Consider the following 15,182-nt stretch of genomic DNA (forward strand, 5'->3'; position numbering starts at 1 on the left):
TCCTCCTGCGCATCCGGCGACAGCCGGCGCATATCCCCACTCTCGATCACACCCGACCAACGACCAGGCAACCGAGGAGTTTCGGCTCAATAACTAGAATCTCAAGTCATGGAACTGAGGCAGCTCGAATACTTCGTCGCCGTCGCCGAGGAACAGAACTTCACCCGGGCGGCCGAGCGGGTGCACATCAGTCAGTCCGGGGTCAGCGCCCAGATCCGCCAGCTGGAACGGGAGCTCGGCGCCGAGCTGTTCGACCGCTCGGCCCGCACCGCCACCCTCACCGCGGCCGGAGCGGCCGCGCTCGCACCCGCCCGGGCCGCGCTCGCCGCCGCCGGGGCGGTCGGCCAGGCGGTGGGGGACGTGGCCGGCGTGATCCGGGGCCGGATCACGGTCGGCATGGTCGTCGGCTGCACCGGCACCCCGCTCTTCGACGCCCTCGCCGCCTTCCACCGGGCCCACCCCGGCGTGGAGATCGCCCTGCTGGAGGACAACTCCGACCGGCTCGTCCAAGGGGTCCGCGTCGGCACGGTCGACGTGGCCCTCATCGGGACCGCGACCGCCGCACCGGCCGGACTGGAATCCCTCACGATCGTCAGCGAGCGGCTCGTCGTCGCGGTCCCGCCCGATCACCCGCTGGCCCGCCGGCGCCGGGTCACCCTGCGCGACCTCGCCGGCCACCAGGTCATCTGCATGCCCGCCGGCACCGGCCTGCGCACGGTCTTCGACCAGGCCTGCGCCGCACGGCGGGTCCGGCCCGTGATCGCCCTGCAGGCCGGGGCCGCGGACGCCATCGCCGACCTCGCCGCCCGCGGCCTGGGCGTCGCCGTCCTCAGCGAGTCCATGGCCGAGAGCTACCGCGACACGCTCAGCGCCCGCGTCCTCGACGACGTCGACATCCCCGCCCTGCTCTGCCTGGTCTGGCGCGCCCCGCACGGCCCCGCCGTGCGCGAGCTGCTCGCGCACGGGCGCCGGGCCTTCGGCGGCGGCGGTCTACCGGAGCCGGCGGCGGCGGGAGATGATCCGGAGGACAGCCGCGCCGCATCCCCGGAGGAGCAGTGACCGAGCCGATACGCCCCGCCGGGTTCGCCCACGCGTTCCCCGGCGGACCCGCCCTGTTCCGCCTCGACCCCCGCGTCGCCCACCTGAACCACGGCTCCTTCGGCGCGGTGCCCGTCCCCGTCCAGGAGGCCCAGGCCGCGCTCCGCGCCGAGGTCCACGTCGACCCCGACGCCTTCTTCATCGCCGTCCCGGACCGCCTCGCCGAGGCCCGTACCCGGATAGCCGCCCACCTCGGCGCCGACCCCGACGGGATCGCCTTCATCGCCAACGCCACCGAGGGCGCCAACCTCGCCCTGGACGCCGTCCCGCTCGCCGACGGCGACGAGATCCTGGTCACCGACCACGGCTACGGCACCGTCGTCGCGGCCGCCGCCCGCCGCGCCCCGGTCACCACCGTGGCCCTGGACCCCCACCTGCCCGACGAGGACGCCGTACGCGAGACCGTGCTGGCCGCGCTGACCCCCCGTACGAGGGTGGCCGTACTCGACCACGTCAGCTCGCCCACCGCCCGGATCATCGCCTCCCCCCGGCTCCTCGCGGACCTGCGCGAACGCGGGGTCACCACCGTCGTCGACGGCGCCCACGCCCTGGGCATGCTCGCCGACCCCCTCGCGGGCGGCGCCGACTTCTGGTTCGGCAACCTGCACAAATGGGGCTACGCGCCCTCCGGCAGCGCGGTCCTTGCCGTCGCCCCGCAGCACCGCCGCCGGATCAGGGCCCTCGTACCGTCCTGGGAGGACCAGCACGGATTCCCGCGTTCCGTCGAGAACCGCGCCACCGCCGACTACACCGGCTGGCTCGCCGCCCCCGAGGGGCTGGACCTTCTCGAACGCCTCGACGCGGCCAAGGTCCGGGCCCACAACAGCGCACTGGCCGCCCACGGAGCGGCCTTGCTCGCCGAGCTCCCCGGGCTCACCCCGCTCCCGCACGGCGAGGCCCTCGCCATGCGCACCCTGCGCCTGCCGGCCTGGGTCGCCGACACCCCGGACCGGGCCCGCGCGCTGCGCGAGCGAATCGCGGCCGAGCAGGGCATCCGCGTGCTGATCTGGCCCTGGCCGGGCGGCGGCGGCATCCGCGTCTGCGGCCAGATCTACAACCACCCCGAGGAGTACGAACGCCTCGCCGCCGTCCTCCCGTCCTACCTCAGCCGCGCCTGAGCAGGTACGTGTCCATGATCCAGCCCTTGCGGGCGCGGGCCTCGGTGCGCAGCTCCTCGATCCGCCCGGCGACCTCCGCGAGCTTGCCCGAGACCAGGATCTCGTCCGGGGTGCCCACATAGGCCCCCCAGTAGATGTAGAGGTCCTGGTCCAGGTGCGCGGTGAAGGCGTGCCGGGCGTCCAGCATCACCACCACGTCGTCCACGTCGTCCGGCCAGCCCTCGGCCAGCCTGCGGCCGGTGGTGATCTGGACCGGGCGCCCGACCCGGTTCAGGTTGGTCCGGTGCCGTGCCAGCAGCGCCGAGATGCTGCTGATGCCGGGCACGACCTCGTGCTCGAAGGCCACCCGGCCGCGCTCCAGCACCTCGTCGAGGATCGCGAGCGTGGAATCGTAGAGGGAGGGATCGCCCCAGACCAGGAACGCCCCGGTCTCGCCGTCCGCCAGATCCTCCGCGATGAAGCGCTCGAAGAGCCCGGCCCGCGCGCTGCGCCAGCCGTCCACCGTCGGGGCGTAGTCGGCGGGCGTCCGGTCCCGGTCCGGGTCGCGGCCCTCCACCAGCCGGTGGCCGGGGCGGGCGTGCGCGTCGAGCATCGCGCGCCGCAGCCCGGTCAGATCCGCCTTCTCCTCGCCCTTCTCCAGGATGAGGAATGCGTCCGCCGCGCCGATCGCCCTGACCGCCTGGAGGGTCAGATGGTCCGGGTCGCCCGCGCCTATGCCGATCACTGAGAACTTCTTCACCGGGCTATTGTGCCCATCATGCGAGCCGCCCTGTTCGTCACCTGCGTCAACGACGCGCTCTACCCGCGGACCGGCATCGCCGTCGTACGCCTCCTGGAGCGGCTCGGGGTCGGCGTGGACTTCCCGGCGGCCCAGAGCTGCTGCGGGCAGCCGCAGTACAACACGGGCTACCGGTACGAGACCGAACCGCTCATGCGGCGTACCGTGCGGGCCTTCGCGGGACACGCGTACGTGGTCACCCCCTCCGGATCCTGCGCCGCGATGATCCGCGAGCACTACCCGCGCATCGGCCGGAAGGCGGAGGCCGAGGGGCGCGGCAGCGAGCTCGCCGAGGCGGCCGCCGCGCTCGCGCCGCGCGTGTACGAGCTGACCGAGTTCCTCGTCGACGTGCTCGGGGTGACCGACGTCGGCGCGTACTTCCCGCACACCGTCACCTACCACCCCTCCTGTCACGGCCTGCGCGGCCTGGGGCTCGGGGACCGGCCGCGGCGGCTGCTGGCCGCGGTCAAGGGCCTGGACCTGGTCGAGCTGCCCGGCGCCGAGGAGTGCTGCGGCTTCGGCGGCACCTTCGCCGTCAAGAACCCGGACGTCTCGACCGCCATGGGCACCGACAAGATCACGGCAGCGGCCGGCACCGGCGCCCAGGTGCTGTGCGGCGCCGACAACTCCTGCCTCGCCCACCTGGGCGGCCTGCTGCGCCGCGCGGACAGTCCGCTGCGGACCCTGCACCTCGCCGAGATCCTGGCCGCGACCGAGGAGGAACCGCTGTCGTGACGGGCACCACGGGTACTACGGGTACCACGGGCACTTACCTGGGCATGCCCGCCTTTCCCGCCTTTCCGGCCTTTCCCGAGGCGGCCCGCGAGGCCGTACGGGACCAGGTGCTGCGCGCCAACCTGCGGCACGCCACGCACACCATCCGCGACAAACGCGCGCGGGCCGTCGCCGAACTCGCGGACTGGGACCGGCTGCGCGCCGCGGGCAAGGCCGTCAAGGACCACACCCTCCGCCATCTCGACCGCTACCTGCTGCAGTTGGAGGAAGCGGTCACGGCGGCCGGCGGCACCGTCCACTGGGCCGCCGACGCGGACGAGGCCAACCGGATCGTCACGGAGCTGGTCCGCGCGACCGGCGAGCGCGAGGTCGTCAAGGTCAAATCCATGGCCACCCAGGAGATCGGGCTCAACGAGGCCCTGGAGGCCGCCGGGATCGCCGCGTACGAGACCGACCTCGCCGAACTCATCGTGCAGCTCGGCCACGACCGCCCCTCCCACATCCTGGTCCCGGCCATCCACCGCAACCGGGCCGAGATCCGCGACATCTTCCGCGCCGAGATGGGCGGCTGGGGCAGGCCGGCGCCCGAACCGCTCGGCGACGACCCGCGGGAACTCGCCGAGGCGGCGCGCCTGCACCTGCGCGAGAAGTTCCTGCGCGCCAAGGTCGCCGTGTCCGGGGCCAACTTCATGGTCGCCGAGACCGGCACGATGGTCGTCCTGGAGTCCGAGGGGAACGGCCGGATGTGCCTGACCCTGCCCGAGACCCTGATCTCCGTCGTCGGCATCGAGAAGGTCGTTCCGACCTTCCGCGACCTGGAGATCTTCCTCCAGACGCTGCCGCGCTCCTCGACGGCCGAGCGGATGAACCCGTACACGACGATGTGGACCGGGCTGGGTCCTTCAAAAGGGGCGGACGGCGACGGGCCCGCCGCCTTCCACCTCGTCCTCCTCGACAACGGCCGCACCGACACCCTCGCCGACGAGACCGGCCGTCAGGCCCTGCGCTGCATCCGCTGCTCCGCCTGCCTCAACGTCTGCCCGGTCTACGAGCGCGTCGGCGGCCACGCCTACGGCTCCGTCTACCCGGGCCCCATCGGCGCGATCCTCAGCCCCCAACTCCGCGGCACGGGCAGCGCGATCGACGCCTCGCTGCCCTACGCGTCCACCCTGTGCGGAGCCTGCTACGAGGTCTGCCCGGTCGCCATCGACATCCCCGAGGTCCTCGTCCACCTCCGCGAACGGGTCGTCCAGGGCGGCCCGGTGACCCGCGCCGGCGTCCGCGTCACGCTCCGCCCCGCCGACGGCCACACCGCCGAACGGGCCGCCATGCGCGCCGCCCGGCTGCTCCTGGACCATCCGGGAGCCCTGCGCGCGGGGGAGCGCCTGCTGGCCAGGGCCCGGCGGCTGGCCCCCCGCCGGCTCCCCGGAGCCGGGCGGGCCTGGACCGACAGCCGCGAACTGCCCGCCGTGGCGGCGCAGTCCTTCCGCGACTGGTGGGCCCGGGAACGGAGCACCCCGCAATGAGCAGCAAGGACCGCATCCTGGGCCGGATCCGCCGGGCGCTGCGCGACGACGCACCCGCGGTGGAGATCCCCCGCGACTACCTCCCCGTCCACGGCGCCCGGACCCCGGCGGAGCGGGTGGACCTGCTCGCCGCCCACCTCGCCGAGTACCGGGCCGTGGTCCACCGCACGGACGAGGAGGCACTGCCCGCGCTGCTGACGCGGCTCCTCGACGCGCGGGGCGCCCGGTCGGTGCTCGTCCCGCCCGGCCTGCCCCCGCACTGGCTCCCGGCCGGGGGCCCCACCCGGGTACCCGACCGGGCGGCCTCCACCCCGTACGAACTGGACCGGGTCGACAGCGTGGTCACCGGCTGCGCCCTGGCCGTCGCCGAGACCGGCACGATCATCCTCGACGGCGGCCCCGACCAGGGCCGGCGGCGCATCACCCTGGTCCCGGACCACCACATCTGCGTGGTCCGGGTCCCGGACCAGGTGGTGGACTCCGTCCCGCAGGCCCTGCCGCTCCTCGACCCGACCCGCCCCCTGACCTGGATCTCCGGCCCCTCCGCCACCAGCGACATCGAACTCGACCGGGTGGAGGGCGTCCACGGCCCCCGCACCCTGGAGGTGGTGCTCGTGGGCACACAATGAGGGCATGCCCTCGCACATCGCCCTCACGGCCCTCCTCGTCCACGACTACGACGAGGCCATCGACTTCTACACCCGTGCCCTCGGCTTCGACCTCGCCGAGGACACCGCCCGCCCGGACGGATCCCGCTGGGTCGTGGTCCGCCCGCCCGGCGCCACCGAATCCGCGCTCCTCCTGGCCCGGGCCAAGGACGAGGCCCAGCGCTCGCGCGTAGGCGACCAGACCGGCGGCCGCGTCGGCCACTTCCTGTACACCGACGACTTCACCCGCGACCACGCCCGGATGACCGCCGAGGGCGTCCGCTTCCTGGAGGAGCCGCGCCACGAGCCGTACGGCTCCGTCGCCGTCTTCGAAGACCTGTACGGCAACCGCTGGGACCTCCTCCAGCCCGCCGCCTAGAGTCCCAGCCTCGGCGCCTCGCGCGCGGCATCGACGGCCGGGCCGCCGTCCGCCACCCGGTCGGCCAGCTCCCCGGCCCACCGGACCAGGCCCGGCACGTCGACCCCGTACGGGCCCCCGTCCAGCCCCTCGATCCCGGCGGCCCCGCGCCGCAGCAGCCGCGCCCCGCCCACCGCGTTGCCGCGCGCGGCGTGCGTCAACCCGACGGCGAGCTGCGCGAGCCCCCGCCAGAGCGGGGCCGCGGCCTCGGGCCCGGACTTCCAGGCATCCTCGAACACCTCGTGCGCGTGGAACGGCATCCCGGCGTCCAACAGCCGCTGCGCCTCCCGCACGGTCTCGCCGGGAGAGCGCACCACCCCTTCGGGCTGCCGCTCCACCCCGGCCACTCCGTAGGCGAGCGGCCGCCCCAGCCCATCCCTCGGCCGCGCACTGCGCGCCCGCCCGTCGACGTCCCGATCCCGTGCGTTCACCACCCCATCCTCCCCCTCGCGATTACCCGTGCATGCACACCCCTCGGCGTGGGGTAATGTTCTGCATGTGCCGCCGGGCAGGGGGAAACCCCAGGTCGCAGGCACAACGGGACGTGGCGCAGCTTGGTAGCGCACTTGACTGGGGGTCAAGGGGTCGCAGGTTCAAATCCTGTCGTCCCGACTAGAGGTTCGCCTCGTAGTCGCAGATCAGAGCCCTGTCTCACTTCGGTGAGACAGGGCTTTTGTGTGTCCTCCGGGACTGCCGTGTCGCATTTCGTCACAGGCCTGGGGTTGGTGAAGGACAGATCGCTGTGCCCTGCCCACGCGGAGACCACGGTGTCGGGCACGCCGTTGTCGGCCATCCACGTGAGGCACGCGTGGCGGGCGTCGTACAGACGCACCTTGCGCACGCCCGCCCCGGACATCATCCGGTGGGCCTCGCGACGCAGCCCCAGCGCTTCTGACTTTGCTGTTCGAAGATCAGATCCCACACTTCACCGCCCTGTGCATACCCTCATCTTGCCCCCAGCCCGTGCCGGAATGGAGTGTGCGGGACACGCATCGCCAAGAGATGAACTATTGTCCGTCCCCTTGCCCGCCTTGAGCACCCTGCCCACCACCAGACTGAACTCCTGCAGATACGGCAGACTGAGCTGTATTTGCGGCCGCTCTAATCCCGAAGTACGCCGAAGTCATCGCAGTTATTGCGGTAAATGCGCTGGTGAGAATGGCTACCGCCTCGGAGCCCGTCTTGAGGTGGAGCGCAACCAGAATCGCGGCTAGCGCGATGCCGATATCACCGAAGAGCACGACGAGAAGACCAGCCCAGGCCCGAGTGGTTTGAATTGCCTTGTTGTCGTTGCTGTCCAGCATCGCGATCCTCCAGTGCCACTAGTAGCAGTCATAATGCTGGCTTTAGGGCACCCCGCGAGGTTACAACGCGTCACTTCCAGGCTTACACAAGGGAACCAAACGCACATCTCGGCGATGGCGTTCCTGAACTCGGACCGTTGAAACACGCACTATAAGGGGGTGTCTCACGTGGCACGTTTCGCGAGCTTCTTGTAGCGGTGCAGCCGACGCCACAGGCCAGCCTCGGTCCATACCGTGAAGAGGCGATGCGCGGTGGCGGGCGACGTGCCGAACGTCGGCGGCAGATGCCGCCAGGCATAGCCGCTGGTCAGCGCGTACACCACTGCCGTGAACACGGCCCGCTCGTCCCACGGAGCGGTCCCACCGCCTTGCGGACGAGCAGCGAACGACGGCGGCAACCGGGCGGCCGGCTCCCGGAGTTCATCAGGAACCAGACGCCTCGATAGATCAGCACCCACCACCGGCACCATGCCGCACGAACATCACGTCACGTGAGACAACCTCTAAGCCTTGATTGGTGCGGCCGACCTGGCGGCCCGCTCGATCTTCGCGCAGTAGGCTGCACGGGCTTGCTCGTCGATCTGCTTCTCGTGTTCGGCGCGCAACCCGGTCCGGCCGTCGAGGCCCTCGCGCAGGATGTCGGCGTGCCCGGCATGCCGGATGGACTCGCCGAGGACATGGACCATGATGGCGAACAGGTTCGTGTTGGAATAAGGCTCCGGCCACCACGGCACGTGGCCGGGGGCGTCGAGGGGAAGCTCGTTGATCGTCGCGTCCGAGTGTTCCCACGTGCGCCGGTAGAACCCGATGATCTGATCGCGGGTCTGGTCCTCGGTCGCCCACAGATCGCTGCCGTCGGAGTCCTGCCACCGGGGCAGCGGTTCCGGGGAAGGGCGGCCGAAGACCTCGCCGAAGTACCTGGCCTCGACGGTGGCCACATGTTTGACCAGGCCGAGGAGGTTGGTCCCGGTCGCTGTCAGAGGCCGGCGGGCGTCGTATTCGGACAAGCCGTCGAGTTTCCAGAGCAGCGCCTTGCGGTCCCGCCGCAGTCTCCCGTGCAGGTTGTCCTTCGCGAATCCATCGATCATGCGGCATGAGCCTGCCATGGGCTGCTCGTGGTCTCAAGATCCCTTACGTGGTCAGCAACGACCGGCAGAGCCGAGGCCTGGCATGGCCGCCCCGCCCTGACCTGCTATCAAGAAGCTCGCAAAACGTGCCATGTGAGGCAACCTCCAAGCTCGCAGTCGGCCCGCACCAGGATGGAGTGTGCTGGACAGGCGCGGGTACCCCTCGCGGGACGCAGTACGACCGGGGCCGCTCCGGTCTCTCGGCTCGCCGAGTACGAGCCGGCGGATGAAGCGGGATGTATGGCAGAGGCTGCTGTGGCCTCCTTCACGTAGGCCATGTAGATCCGCCAGGCAAGGCGTTCGGCTGTAGATGTCGGCGGTGGTCGACCGGGTGGCGTGCCGCAGGGTCTGCGGACGTCGGCTCGTCAAGCACCGGTGCGGGTCATGAAGGGGAGCGCCATCCTTGCCCCGCTCCCGCATCCGCTCCCGTTCCCGCTCCCGTTCCCGCATCCGGGCCGGGTGGGCTCCGCCGAACGGGGGTTTCGGGGTACGGGTCGGTGCCTGCGCCGCCGCAGGCGGGTATGGGCGCGCGCATGAGCGGAATTGAACTCAGCAGCAGCGCGTTCGAGGACAACACGGTGATCCCCCGCCGGTACAGCGGAGAGGGAGAGAACATCTCACCGCCCCTGACCTGGTCGGGAGTACCTCAGGAGGCCACGGAGCTGGTGCTCCTGTGTGAGGACCCGGACGCACCGGGGGCGACCTTCCTGCACTGGCTGGTGACAGGCATCGATCCGGGGACGACCGGGGTGTCGGAGGACCAGAAGCCCCATGGCGGCCTGCCTTGGCCCAACGGGTTCGGGCACGTGGGCTGGGGAGGGCCGATGCCCCCACCGGGGCGCGGGCCGCACCGGTACCTCTTCCGCCTGTACGCCCTGTCCGAGCCGTTGCCGCTGCACGACCGCCCGGGCGTCGAGGACGTGCACCGTGCACTGAAGGGCCGGGAGCTGGTCTCCGGCACCCTGATCGGGACCTATCAGCGCTGAGCGCGTCACGGCGCATGTGGGCCTCCGCGACCTGGTCGGACCGAGTTTGGCCCAAGCGCCTTTTTCGCCTTGCGCGTACCACCGTCCGAAGACCTCCACACGATATGCGCAGCCAGATGGATGAATGCCTTCCCTCCGATTGTGGCAGCCGGTGAACGCGCTGATACTGAATGCGCTGTGTCAACTGTCGCGCAAGCGAGAAAATCGAGGGAGTCGGAATGCCTGGGTATGAGAACGGCTTCGCCTGCAAGGCTGTTGGTGAGGACTTCACCGCCACGGCGTATCGGAACAGCAAGGGTGAACGCTGGGTCACGGTGGAGGGCACGTGCGCATGCAACACCGAGGGCTTCGAACTGGCTTTGGTGCTCGCGTCCCCGCCGATCGTTCCGGTTCCTGAAGAACTTCATCTGGAACTGGTGGAACACGCACCCGGCGGGCGAGTTCCTCAAGTCATCACGACGACGCCGGTCAAAGAAGAGTTCCGCATCGATGACAAAAAGGAACGAGTGGTGATCCGCAACAGGCACATCACCGTACCGATCAAAAAGGAATGAAAGCCACGGTTCATTCACCCGGCGCCGGTGCGAGGGAAGCATTCCAGAAATCGGCGTAGCGGCCGCCACGGCGCAGCAGTGCCTCGTGGCTGCCTTCTTCCACGATCCGGCCGCGGTCCAGGAAGACGATGCGATCGGCGCTTCGGACGGTACGCATCCGGTGCGCGACCATCACCACCGTCCGGCCGGCCATCAGGTGTTCGATGCCCTCATGGACGGCCGCCTCGTTCACCGGGTCCAGCGCTGAGGTCACCTCGTCCAGCAGGACGATGGGCGCGTTCTTCAGCAGCGCCCGCGCGATCGAGACGCGCTGGCGTTCACCGCCCGACAGCCGTGCGCCGCCCTCGCCGACATTCGTCGCCCATCCGCCGGGCAGCCGCTCGATCACCTCGTCCAGCCGTGCTGCGGTGGCTGCCGCCCGCACCTCGGCTTCGTCGGCGTCGGGACGGCCGAGGCGTATGTTCTCCTCGATCGTGCCGTCGAAGAGGTAGACGTCCTGGAAGACGATGGCGATCTGCGCCATCAGCACCTCCGTGTCGATCGCGCGCACGTCCACACCTCCCACGCGCACCGCGCCGACGTCCACGTCGTAGAACCGCGCGAGCAGTTGCAGCAGGGTGCTCTTGCCCGCGCCCGACGGTCCGACGACGGCAATCCGCTGTCCCTCCGGCACGGACAACGACGCGTTGTCGATCACCGTGCGGTCGCCGTGCCGGAAGGCGACGCACTCGAACTCCAGGTCATGGCGCACCGGCTGGATCGGTTCGGCCGGTTCCGGCAGCGGCTCGGTGCGCAGTACCGCGTCGAGACGCGCCAGTTCGTACCGTGCGCCGCGGAGTCGGCCGCCGATGTCCGACAGCGACAGCAGCGGATCCGCGCAGCGGGCGGCCAGCACGAGCATCGCCAAGACCTCGGCCGCACCGATGCTCCCGTCGAGCGCGAGGCAGGCACCCAGGGCCAGCACGACGGTGGACATCGCCTGCACCGTGAGTGCCAGACCGACCACGCCGGGCAGTGCCGTCAGCGCGGTTCGGCGGGAGGCGCGCCGGACTTCCCGCAACGAGTCGTCGAGCACCCGGAAGCGTTCGGCGGTCCGGCCGCCGGCGCGCAACACCGGCTGGGCCTGAAGGTATTCGACGACTCGCCCGGTGGCCTCGTGGTCGCGTTCGTGGCGCTCCGTGTCCGTGGCGGCCATCGAGCGTCCCGTCCGGGTCTGGATCGCCGCCACGATCGGTACGGCGGCCAACGCGGCCAGGCCCATCTGCCAGTTGAAGGCCAGCATGACGGCAACGATCGTCAGGGGGGTCACGCAGGCGGAGATGAACGGTGCGAGCAGATGCGCGATGACGCTCATCGCCTGGAGGACGCCCCGGCCGGCCAGGACGGACACCTCCCCGAGGCGGCCGGCGTCGTACCAGCCGAGGGGAAGCCGGGCCAGATGGTCGCCGAGACGCTGGTAGGTGCCGCGCAACAGCGTGGTCCCGGCATGGAAACCGGACCGGTCGCTGACATGGCGGAGCACCGCGTAGACGGCGACCGCGGCCCCGAACGCGGTCAGCCAGGGCCAGGCGCCCCCGGGTGTGCTCCCGAACAGTGCCCGCAGCACGGGAACCAGCAGTGCGTAGGACAAACCCTCGACGAGGGCGGTCGTCGTCATCAGGGCCACGGTGCGACGCACCGGACCGGCGTATTCGTGTCCCAGCACGCGCAGCAGCAGGCGGATCATCGGGGCTCGCCTCCTCGCGATACGCCACCGTGGGCTTCGGTCCGGTCGGCGGTCACCGACCTTTGGGCTTGCCAGAACGCGGCGAATCTTCCCTGCTGTGCCAGCAGTTCGGCCGACTTGCCGCGTTCGACGACCGACCCGTTGTCCAGCATCACGACGGTGTGGGCGTCGGCGATCGTCTCCAGGCGATGGGCGATGACCAGGATCGTCCGGTCACCCTCCAGCGCTGCCAGTGCCCGGCGCACCGCCTGTTCGGTCTGCGGGTCCGCGAAGGCGGTTGCCTCGTCGAGCACGAGAACCGGCGTGTCGGCGAGCAGTGCGCGTGCGAGCGCGATCCGCTGCGCCTCGCCGCCCGACAGGCCGGCGTCTTCACCGATCACCGACTCGTATCCGCGGGGCAGCTCGAGGATCCGATCGTGAATGTTCGCCAGCCGGGCGGCGCGCACCACGTCGTCGAGGCCGGCGTGCGGGACGGCCAGCGCGATGTTGTCCGCGACCGACGCGCGCAGCAGCCGGACGTCCTGGAAGACGAAGGAGACCTTCCGGTGGAGCTCCCGGCTGCCGAGCTCGCGCAGATCGACACCGCCCAGGGTGACCGAACCGTGGGTCGGGTCGAAGAACCGCGGCAACAGCTGGACCAGCGTGGACTTTCCGCTTCCCGACGGCCCGACCATCGCGGTGGTCGTCCCCGGTTCGAGCACCAGGTCGACCCCGCGCAGGACCTCGTGACCGGCTTCATAGCCGAATCGAACGTCACGCAGTTCCACCCGGTGACCCTGTGGAGCGACCGGGTGCGCGGGTTCCGGCAGCGACCGCACCGTGAGCACCTCCCGGATCCGGCCGAGCGCGCGCCGGGCGGCCTGTATGTCGTCGAACCCGTGGCCGAGGGCCGCCACGGGAGCGGTCAGGCCCAGTCCGAGCAGCAGGAAGGGCAGCAGGTCGGCCGGAGCCATGCCACCGGTGGTGATCAGAGCCGTACCGCCGATCAGGACGACCAACAGCACGAAGGGCGGCGACAGGACGACCTGCATCCCGGCGGCGATCCCGGCGAGGCCGCGCACCCGGAAGAAGCTGCCGACGAATTCGTCCACCGCCATGAGGAACCGACGGTGGGCGCGCCCGGATCCGCCGAACGCCTTGACCACCGAGATGCCCTGGACGAACTCGACGACGGAACTCGATATCCGTCCCAGGGCCGCGTCGAACTCCTCCTGCTCGCGCAGCCGGGCCGGGGTCATCATCAGGGGGACCAGCCCCACTGCCAGGACGACCGGTATCAGCGTGATCAGTGTGAGCCGCCAGTCGACGGTGAACAAGTAGATCAGCGACACCAGCGGCACCACGAAGGCGGAGACGAGTTCGCCGGGGGTGTGGGCGATGAACGGGTGCACGGCGCTGACGTCCTCCCCCACCACCTTGGCCAGCTCACCGGTCCGGCGCCGGGAGAACCATCCGATCGGTACGCGCCCCAGTTGCGCGGCCAGTTGCAGGCGGAGCCTCAGCTGGACCTGGCCGTCGACGATGTGCCCGATGCCTGACGACGCGGCCGTGAACAGCAGCCGGAGGAACAGGCCGGCCGCACCCGCGATCACGATGATCCGGACATGACCGTGATCGATCGGTCCGGGCGCCAGCAGAGTGCGCCCCAGTTCGACGACCGCCAGCAGCGGCACCAGGCCCGCCAGGGCGCCGATGACCTGCAGGGTCACAACGGCGGCGAAGCACGGGTAAAAGGGGCGCAGCAGCCCCGCCATGGTCGGTCCCGCTGCGGACTCGGCGTCGGACGGGGGTGTGGTTCGGCGCAGGACGGTGAGGGCCACGAGGACCGCGGCGACCAGGAGCGCGGCGCTGAGGGTCAGCCCGAGCGCGTATCCGTCGTTGAGTGCCCCGGGTGTGGCCGTCCGGCCGGTGCGGTGGTGCGCCGCGGCGCCGAGGGCGGCGAGTCCCAGTGAAGCGCCGATCTGGCGTGAGCTGTTGAGCAGGCCCGCGGCGGTGCCGGTCTCGTGGGGCGCGACGCCGGCGGTGGCGAGGGAGACGACCGGTCCGAGGCAGAGCCCGAAGCCGCCGCCGGTGACGATTGAGGGCCCGAGGACGTCCGTGGTGAAGGCGCCGCCGGGGCTGATCAGGCCGAACCAGGCGAGCCCGGTCGCAGCCAGGAGTCCGCCGACGACCAGAAGAGTGCGGGGCGCAAGACGGTAGCCGAGCTTGACGGCGAGCACGGAGCCGGCGACCAGCGCGAGGGCGAGCGGCAGGAACATCATCCCGGTCCGCGCCGGTCCCGTTCCGAGGACTTGTTGGAGGTAGAGGGACGCGAAGTAGAAGGAGGAGGTCATGGCCGCGCCGATCAGGAGCGTGTAGGCGTTCGAGCCCGCGACCGAGCCGTTGGCGAACAGCCCGAGCCGGATCAGCGGTTCGCGGGCGGTGGTCAGCTCGACACGGATGAACGCGGCCAGCAGGACGGCGGCGACCGCCAGGGTCGTCAGGGTGACCGGCGAGGTCCACGCGTACTGGTCCGTGCGGACGACGCCGAACACCAGCAGGGTCATGCCCGCCGTGACCAGGACGGCACCGAGCACGTCCGGACGGCCACCGCGAGCGGCCGGAGGTCCCCCGGTGACGCCGCGCCATGCCAGGGCCAGCGCGCAAGCCGTCATCGGCACGTTCACGAACATGACCCACCGCCAGCCGGCGTACTCGGTGAGCACGCCGCCCGCCAGGACGCCGAGGGCGCCTCCGGCGGCGTTCGCCGCACTCCATGTCCCGAAGGCCCGGATGCGGGCCCTGCCCGTGGGGAACGTCGCGGTCAGCAGCGCCAGAGCGGCCGGAGCCAGCGCGGCGGCCCCCATGCCCTGTGCCGCTCGGGCGGCGACGAGGTGGCCGGGTTCCTGGGCGAAGCCGCCCACGAGAGAGGCGAGCCCGAACACCACGAGCCCGAGCAGCAGGATCCGCTTGCGGCCGTACCGGTCGGCGGCTTTGCCGCCCAGCAGGAGCAACCCGCCGAAGGTGAGGGCGTAGGCGTGGATCACCCAGGTCAGGCCCACCGCGCCGAAGCCGAGGCCGGCGGCGATCTGTGGGAGTCCGACGTTCACGACCGACAGGTCCAGCGACACCATGAACTGCACGAGCGCCACCGCGGCGAGCGTGAGCCCTGGCCGAGCACCCGAA

15 protein-coding genes and 1 tRNA gene are annotated in these 15,182 nt (G+C 71.1%); 9 read left to right on the top strand and 7 right to left on the bottom strand.

Annotated elements, in window-relative coordinates:
• Window positions 1-108 precede the first annotated feature (108 nt).
• A complete protein-coding gene (locus ACFY04_RS15710; RefSeq protein ID WP_389116996.1) occupies window positions 109-1,059 on the top strand; it encodes a LysR family transcriptional regulator in 951 nt (316 codons plus the stop codon).
• Window positions 1,056-2,216, top strand: a complete 1,161-nt coding sequence (locus ACFY04_RS15715; protein WP_389116999.1) for an aminotransferase class V-fold PLP-dependent enzyme — start codon at window positions 1,056-1,058, stop codon at window positions 2,214-2,216. Before ACFY04_RS15710 ends, ACFY04_RS15715 begins: the two co-directional genes overlap by 4 nt.
• Here ACFY04_RS15715 and cobF read toward each other — a convergent pair.
• Window positions 2,203-2,955: a precorrin-6A synthase (deacetylating) gene (cobF, locus tag ACFY04_RS15720; RefSeq protein ID WP_389117000.1), complete on the bottom strand. Its 753-nt coding sequence runs from the start codon at window positions 2,953-2,955 to the stop codon at window positions 2,203-2,205. The genes ACFY04_RS15715 and cobF overlap by 14 nt on opposite strands.
• A gap of 18 nt (window positions 2,956-2,973) precedes the next feature.
• On the opposite strand from cobF, the gene ACFY04_RS15725 reads away from it, so the two are divergent.
• The 4 genes from ACFY04_RS15725 to ACFY04_RS15740 are packed head-to-tail and all read left to right on the top strand — an operon-like array spanning window position 2,974 to window position 6,281.
• Window positions 2,974-3,729 carry a (Fe-S)-binding protein gene (locus ACFY04_RS15725; protein ID WP_389117001.1) on the top strand — a complete coding sequence of 252 codons (756 nt, stop codon included), beginning with the start codon at window positions 2,974-2,976 and terminating at the stop codon, window positions 3,727-3,729.
• Between the two features lie 44 nt (window positions 3,730-3,773).
• Window positions 3,774-5,255: a lactate utilization protein B gene (locus ACFY04_RS15730; protein WP_389117003.1), complete on the top strand. Its 1,482-nt coding sequence runs from the start codon at window positions 3,774-3,776 to the stop codon at window positions 5,253-5,255.
• A complete protein-coding gene (locus tag ACFY04_RS15735) occupies window positions 5,252-5,884 on the top strand; it encodes a lactate utilization protein C (RefSeq protein WP_389117004.1) in 633 nt (210 codons plus the stop codon). The genes ACFY04_RS15730 and ACFY04_RS15735 overlap by 4 nt, the downstream gene beginning before the upstream one ends.
• A gap of 4 nt (window positions 5,885-5,888) precedes the next feature.
• The gene (locus ACFY04_RS15740) at window positions 5,889-6,281 is read left to right on the top strand and encodes a VOC family protein (RefSeq protein ID WP_314246601.1); all 393 of its coding nucleotides are present in this window, start codon (window positions 5,889-5,891) and stop codon (window positions 6,279-6,281) included.
• Here ACFY04_RS15740 and ACFY04_RS15745 read toward each other — a convergent pair.
• Window positions 6,278-6,751, bottom strand: coding sequence for a DUF309 domain-containing protein (locus tag ACFY04_RS15745; protein WP_389117006.1), 474 nt, complete (start codon window positions 6,749-6,751; stop codon window positions 6,278-6,280). The two genes, ACFY04_RS15740 and ACFY04_RS15745, sit on opposite strands and share 4 nt — an antisense overlap.
• Window positions 6,752-6,858: 107 nt before the next feature.
• Here ACFY04_RS15745 and ACFY04_RS15750 point away from each other — a divergent pair.
• Window positions 6,859-6,932 (top strand) — tRNA-Pro (locus tag ACFY04_RS15750).
• Window positions 6,933-7,327: 395 nt separating this feature from the next.
• Here the strand turns inward: ACFY04_RS15750 and ACFY04_RS15755 are convergent.
• The 3 genes from ACFY04_RS15755 to ACFY04_RS15765 all read right to left on the bottom strand — a co-directional run bounded on the left by ACFY04_RS15755 (window position 7,328) and on the right by ACFY04_RS15765 (window position 8,712).
• On the bottom strand, window positions 7,328-7,624 hold the full coding sequence (locus ACFY04_RS15755; RefSeq protein WP_389117007.1) for a hypothetical protein: 297 nt from the start codon (window positions 7,622-7,624) through the stop codon (window positions 7,328-7,330).
• 164 nt (window positions 7,625-7,788) lie between these two features.
• The gene (locus ACFY04_RS15760; protein ID WP_389117009.1) at window positions 7,789-8,094 is read right to left on the bottom strand and encodes a transposase; all 306 of its coding nucleotides are present in this window, start codon (window positions 8,092-8,094) and stop codon (window positions 7,789-7,791) included.
• A gap of 33 nt (window positions 8,095-8,127) precedes the next feature.
• On the bottom strand, window positions 8,128-8,712 hold the full coding sequence (locus tag ACFY04_RS15765) for a DinB family protein (RefSeq protein ID WP_389117011.1): 585 nt from the start codon (window positions 8,710-8,712) through the stop codon (window positions 8,128-8,130).
• 572 nt (window positions 8,713-9,284) lie between these two features.
• Here ACFY04_RS15765 and ACFY04_RS15770 point away from each other — a divergent pair.
• On the top strand, window positions 9,285-9,737 hold the full coding sequence (locus ACFY04_RS15770; RefSeq protein ID WP_389117013.1) for a YbhB/YbcL family Raf kinase inhibitor-like protein: 453 nt from the start codon (window positions 9,285-9,287) through the stop codon (window positions 9,735-9,737).
• A gap of 218 nt (window positions 9,738-9,955) precedes the next feature.
• On the top strand, window positions 9,956-10,291 hold the full coding sequence (locus tag ACFY04_RS15775; protein ID WP_389117015.1) for a hypothetical protein: 336 nt from the start codon (window positions 9,956-9,958) through the stop codon (window positions 10,289-10,291).
• 10 nt (window positions 10,292-10,301) lie between these two features.
• Here ACFY04_RS15775 and ACFY04_RS15780 read toward each other — a convergent pair whose 3' ends face one another.
• Together ACFY04_RS15780 and ACFY04_RS15785 are read right to left on the bottom strand one after the other, a co-directional pair.
• The gene (locus ACFY04_RS15780; protein WP_389117016.1) at window positions 10,302-12,017 is read right to left on the bottom strand and encodes an ABC transporter ATP-binding protein; all 1,716 of its coding nucleotides are present in this window, start codon (window positions 12,015-12,017) and stop codon (window positions 10,302-10,304) included.
• Window positions 12,014-15,148: an MFS transporter gene (locus ACFY04_RS15785; protein ID WP_389117018.1), complete on the bottom strand. Its 3,135-nt coding sequence runs from the start codon at window positions 15,146-15,148 to the stop codon at window positions 12,014-12,016. Before ACFY04_RS15785 ends, ACFY04_RS15780 begins: the two co-directional genes overlap by 4 nt.
• Window positions 15,149-15,182 lie beyond the last annotated feature (34 nt).

The organism is Streptomyces sp. NPDC001549, from assembly GCF_042894025.1.
GTDB classification, from domain to species: Bacteria; Actinomycetota; Actinomycetes; order Streptomycetales; family Streptomycetaceae; genus Streptomyces; species Streptomyces kutzneri.

What these genes read in the sequence shown, in the direction of transcription:
- ACFY04_RS15710 (WP_389116996.1), top strand. Translation starts at nt 109, where the DNA reads ATGGAACTGAGGCAGCTCGAATACTTCGTCGCCGTCGCCGAGGAACAG.
- ACFY04_RS15725 (WP_389117001.1), top strand. Translation starts at nt 2,974, where the DNA reads ATGCGAGCCGCCCTGTTCGTCACCTGCGTCAACGACGCGCTCTACCCG.
- ACFY04_RS15730 (WP_389117003.1), top strand. Translation starts at nt 3,774, where the DNA reads ATGCCCGCCTTTCCCGCCTTTCCGGCCTTTCCCGAGGCGGCCCGCGAG.
- ACFY04_RS15735 (WP_389117004.1), top strand. Translation starts at nt 5,252, where the DNA reads ATGAGCAGCAAGGACCGCATCCTGGGCCGGATCCGCCGGGCGCTGCGC.
- ACFY04_RS15740 (WP_314246601.1), top strand. Translation starts at nt 5,889, where the DNA reads ATGCCCTCGCACATCGCCCTCACGGCCCTCCTCGTCCACGACTACGAC.
- ACFY04_RS15755 (WP_389117007.1), bottom strand. Translation starts at nt 7,624, where the DNA reads ATGCTGGACAGCAACGACAACAAGGCAATTCAAACCACTCGGGCCTGG.
- ACFY04_RS15760 (WP_389117009.1), bottom strand. Translation starts at nt 8,094, where the DNA reads ATGGTGCCGGTGGTGGGTGCTGATCTATCGAGGCGTCTGGTTCCTGAT.
- ACFY04_RS15765 (WP_389117011.1), bottom strand. Translation starts at nt 8,712, where the DNA reads ATGATCGATGGATTCGCGAAGGACAACCTGCACGGGAGACTGCGGCGG.
- ACFY04_RS15770 (WP_389117013.1), top strand. Translation starts at nt 9,285, where the DNA reads ATGAGCGGAATTGAACTCAGCAGCAGCGCGTTCGAGGACAACACGGTG.
- ACFY04_RS15775 (WP_389117015.1), top strand. Translation starts at nt 9,956, where the DNA reads ATGCCTGGGTATGAGAACGGCTTCGCCTGCAAGGCTGTTGGTGAGGAC.
- ACFY04_RS15780 (WP_389117016.1), bottom strand. Translation starts at nt 12,017, where the DNA reads ATGATCCGCCTGCTGCTGCGCGTGCTGGGACACGAATACGCCGGTCCG.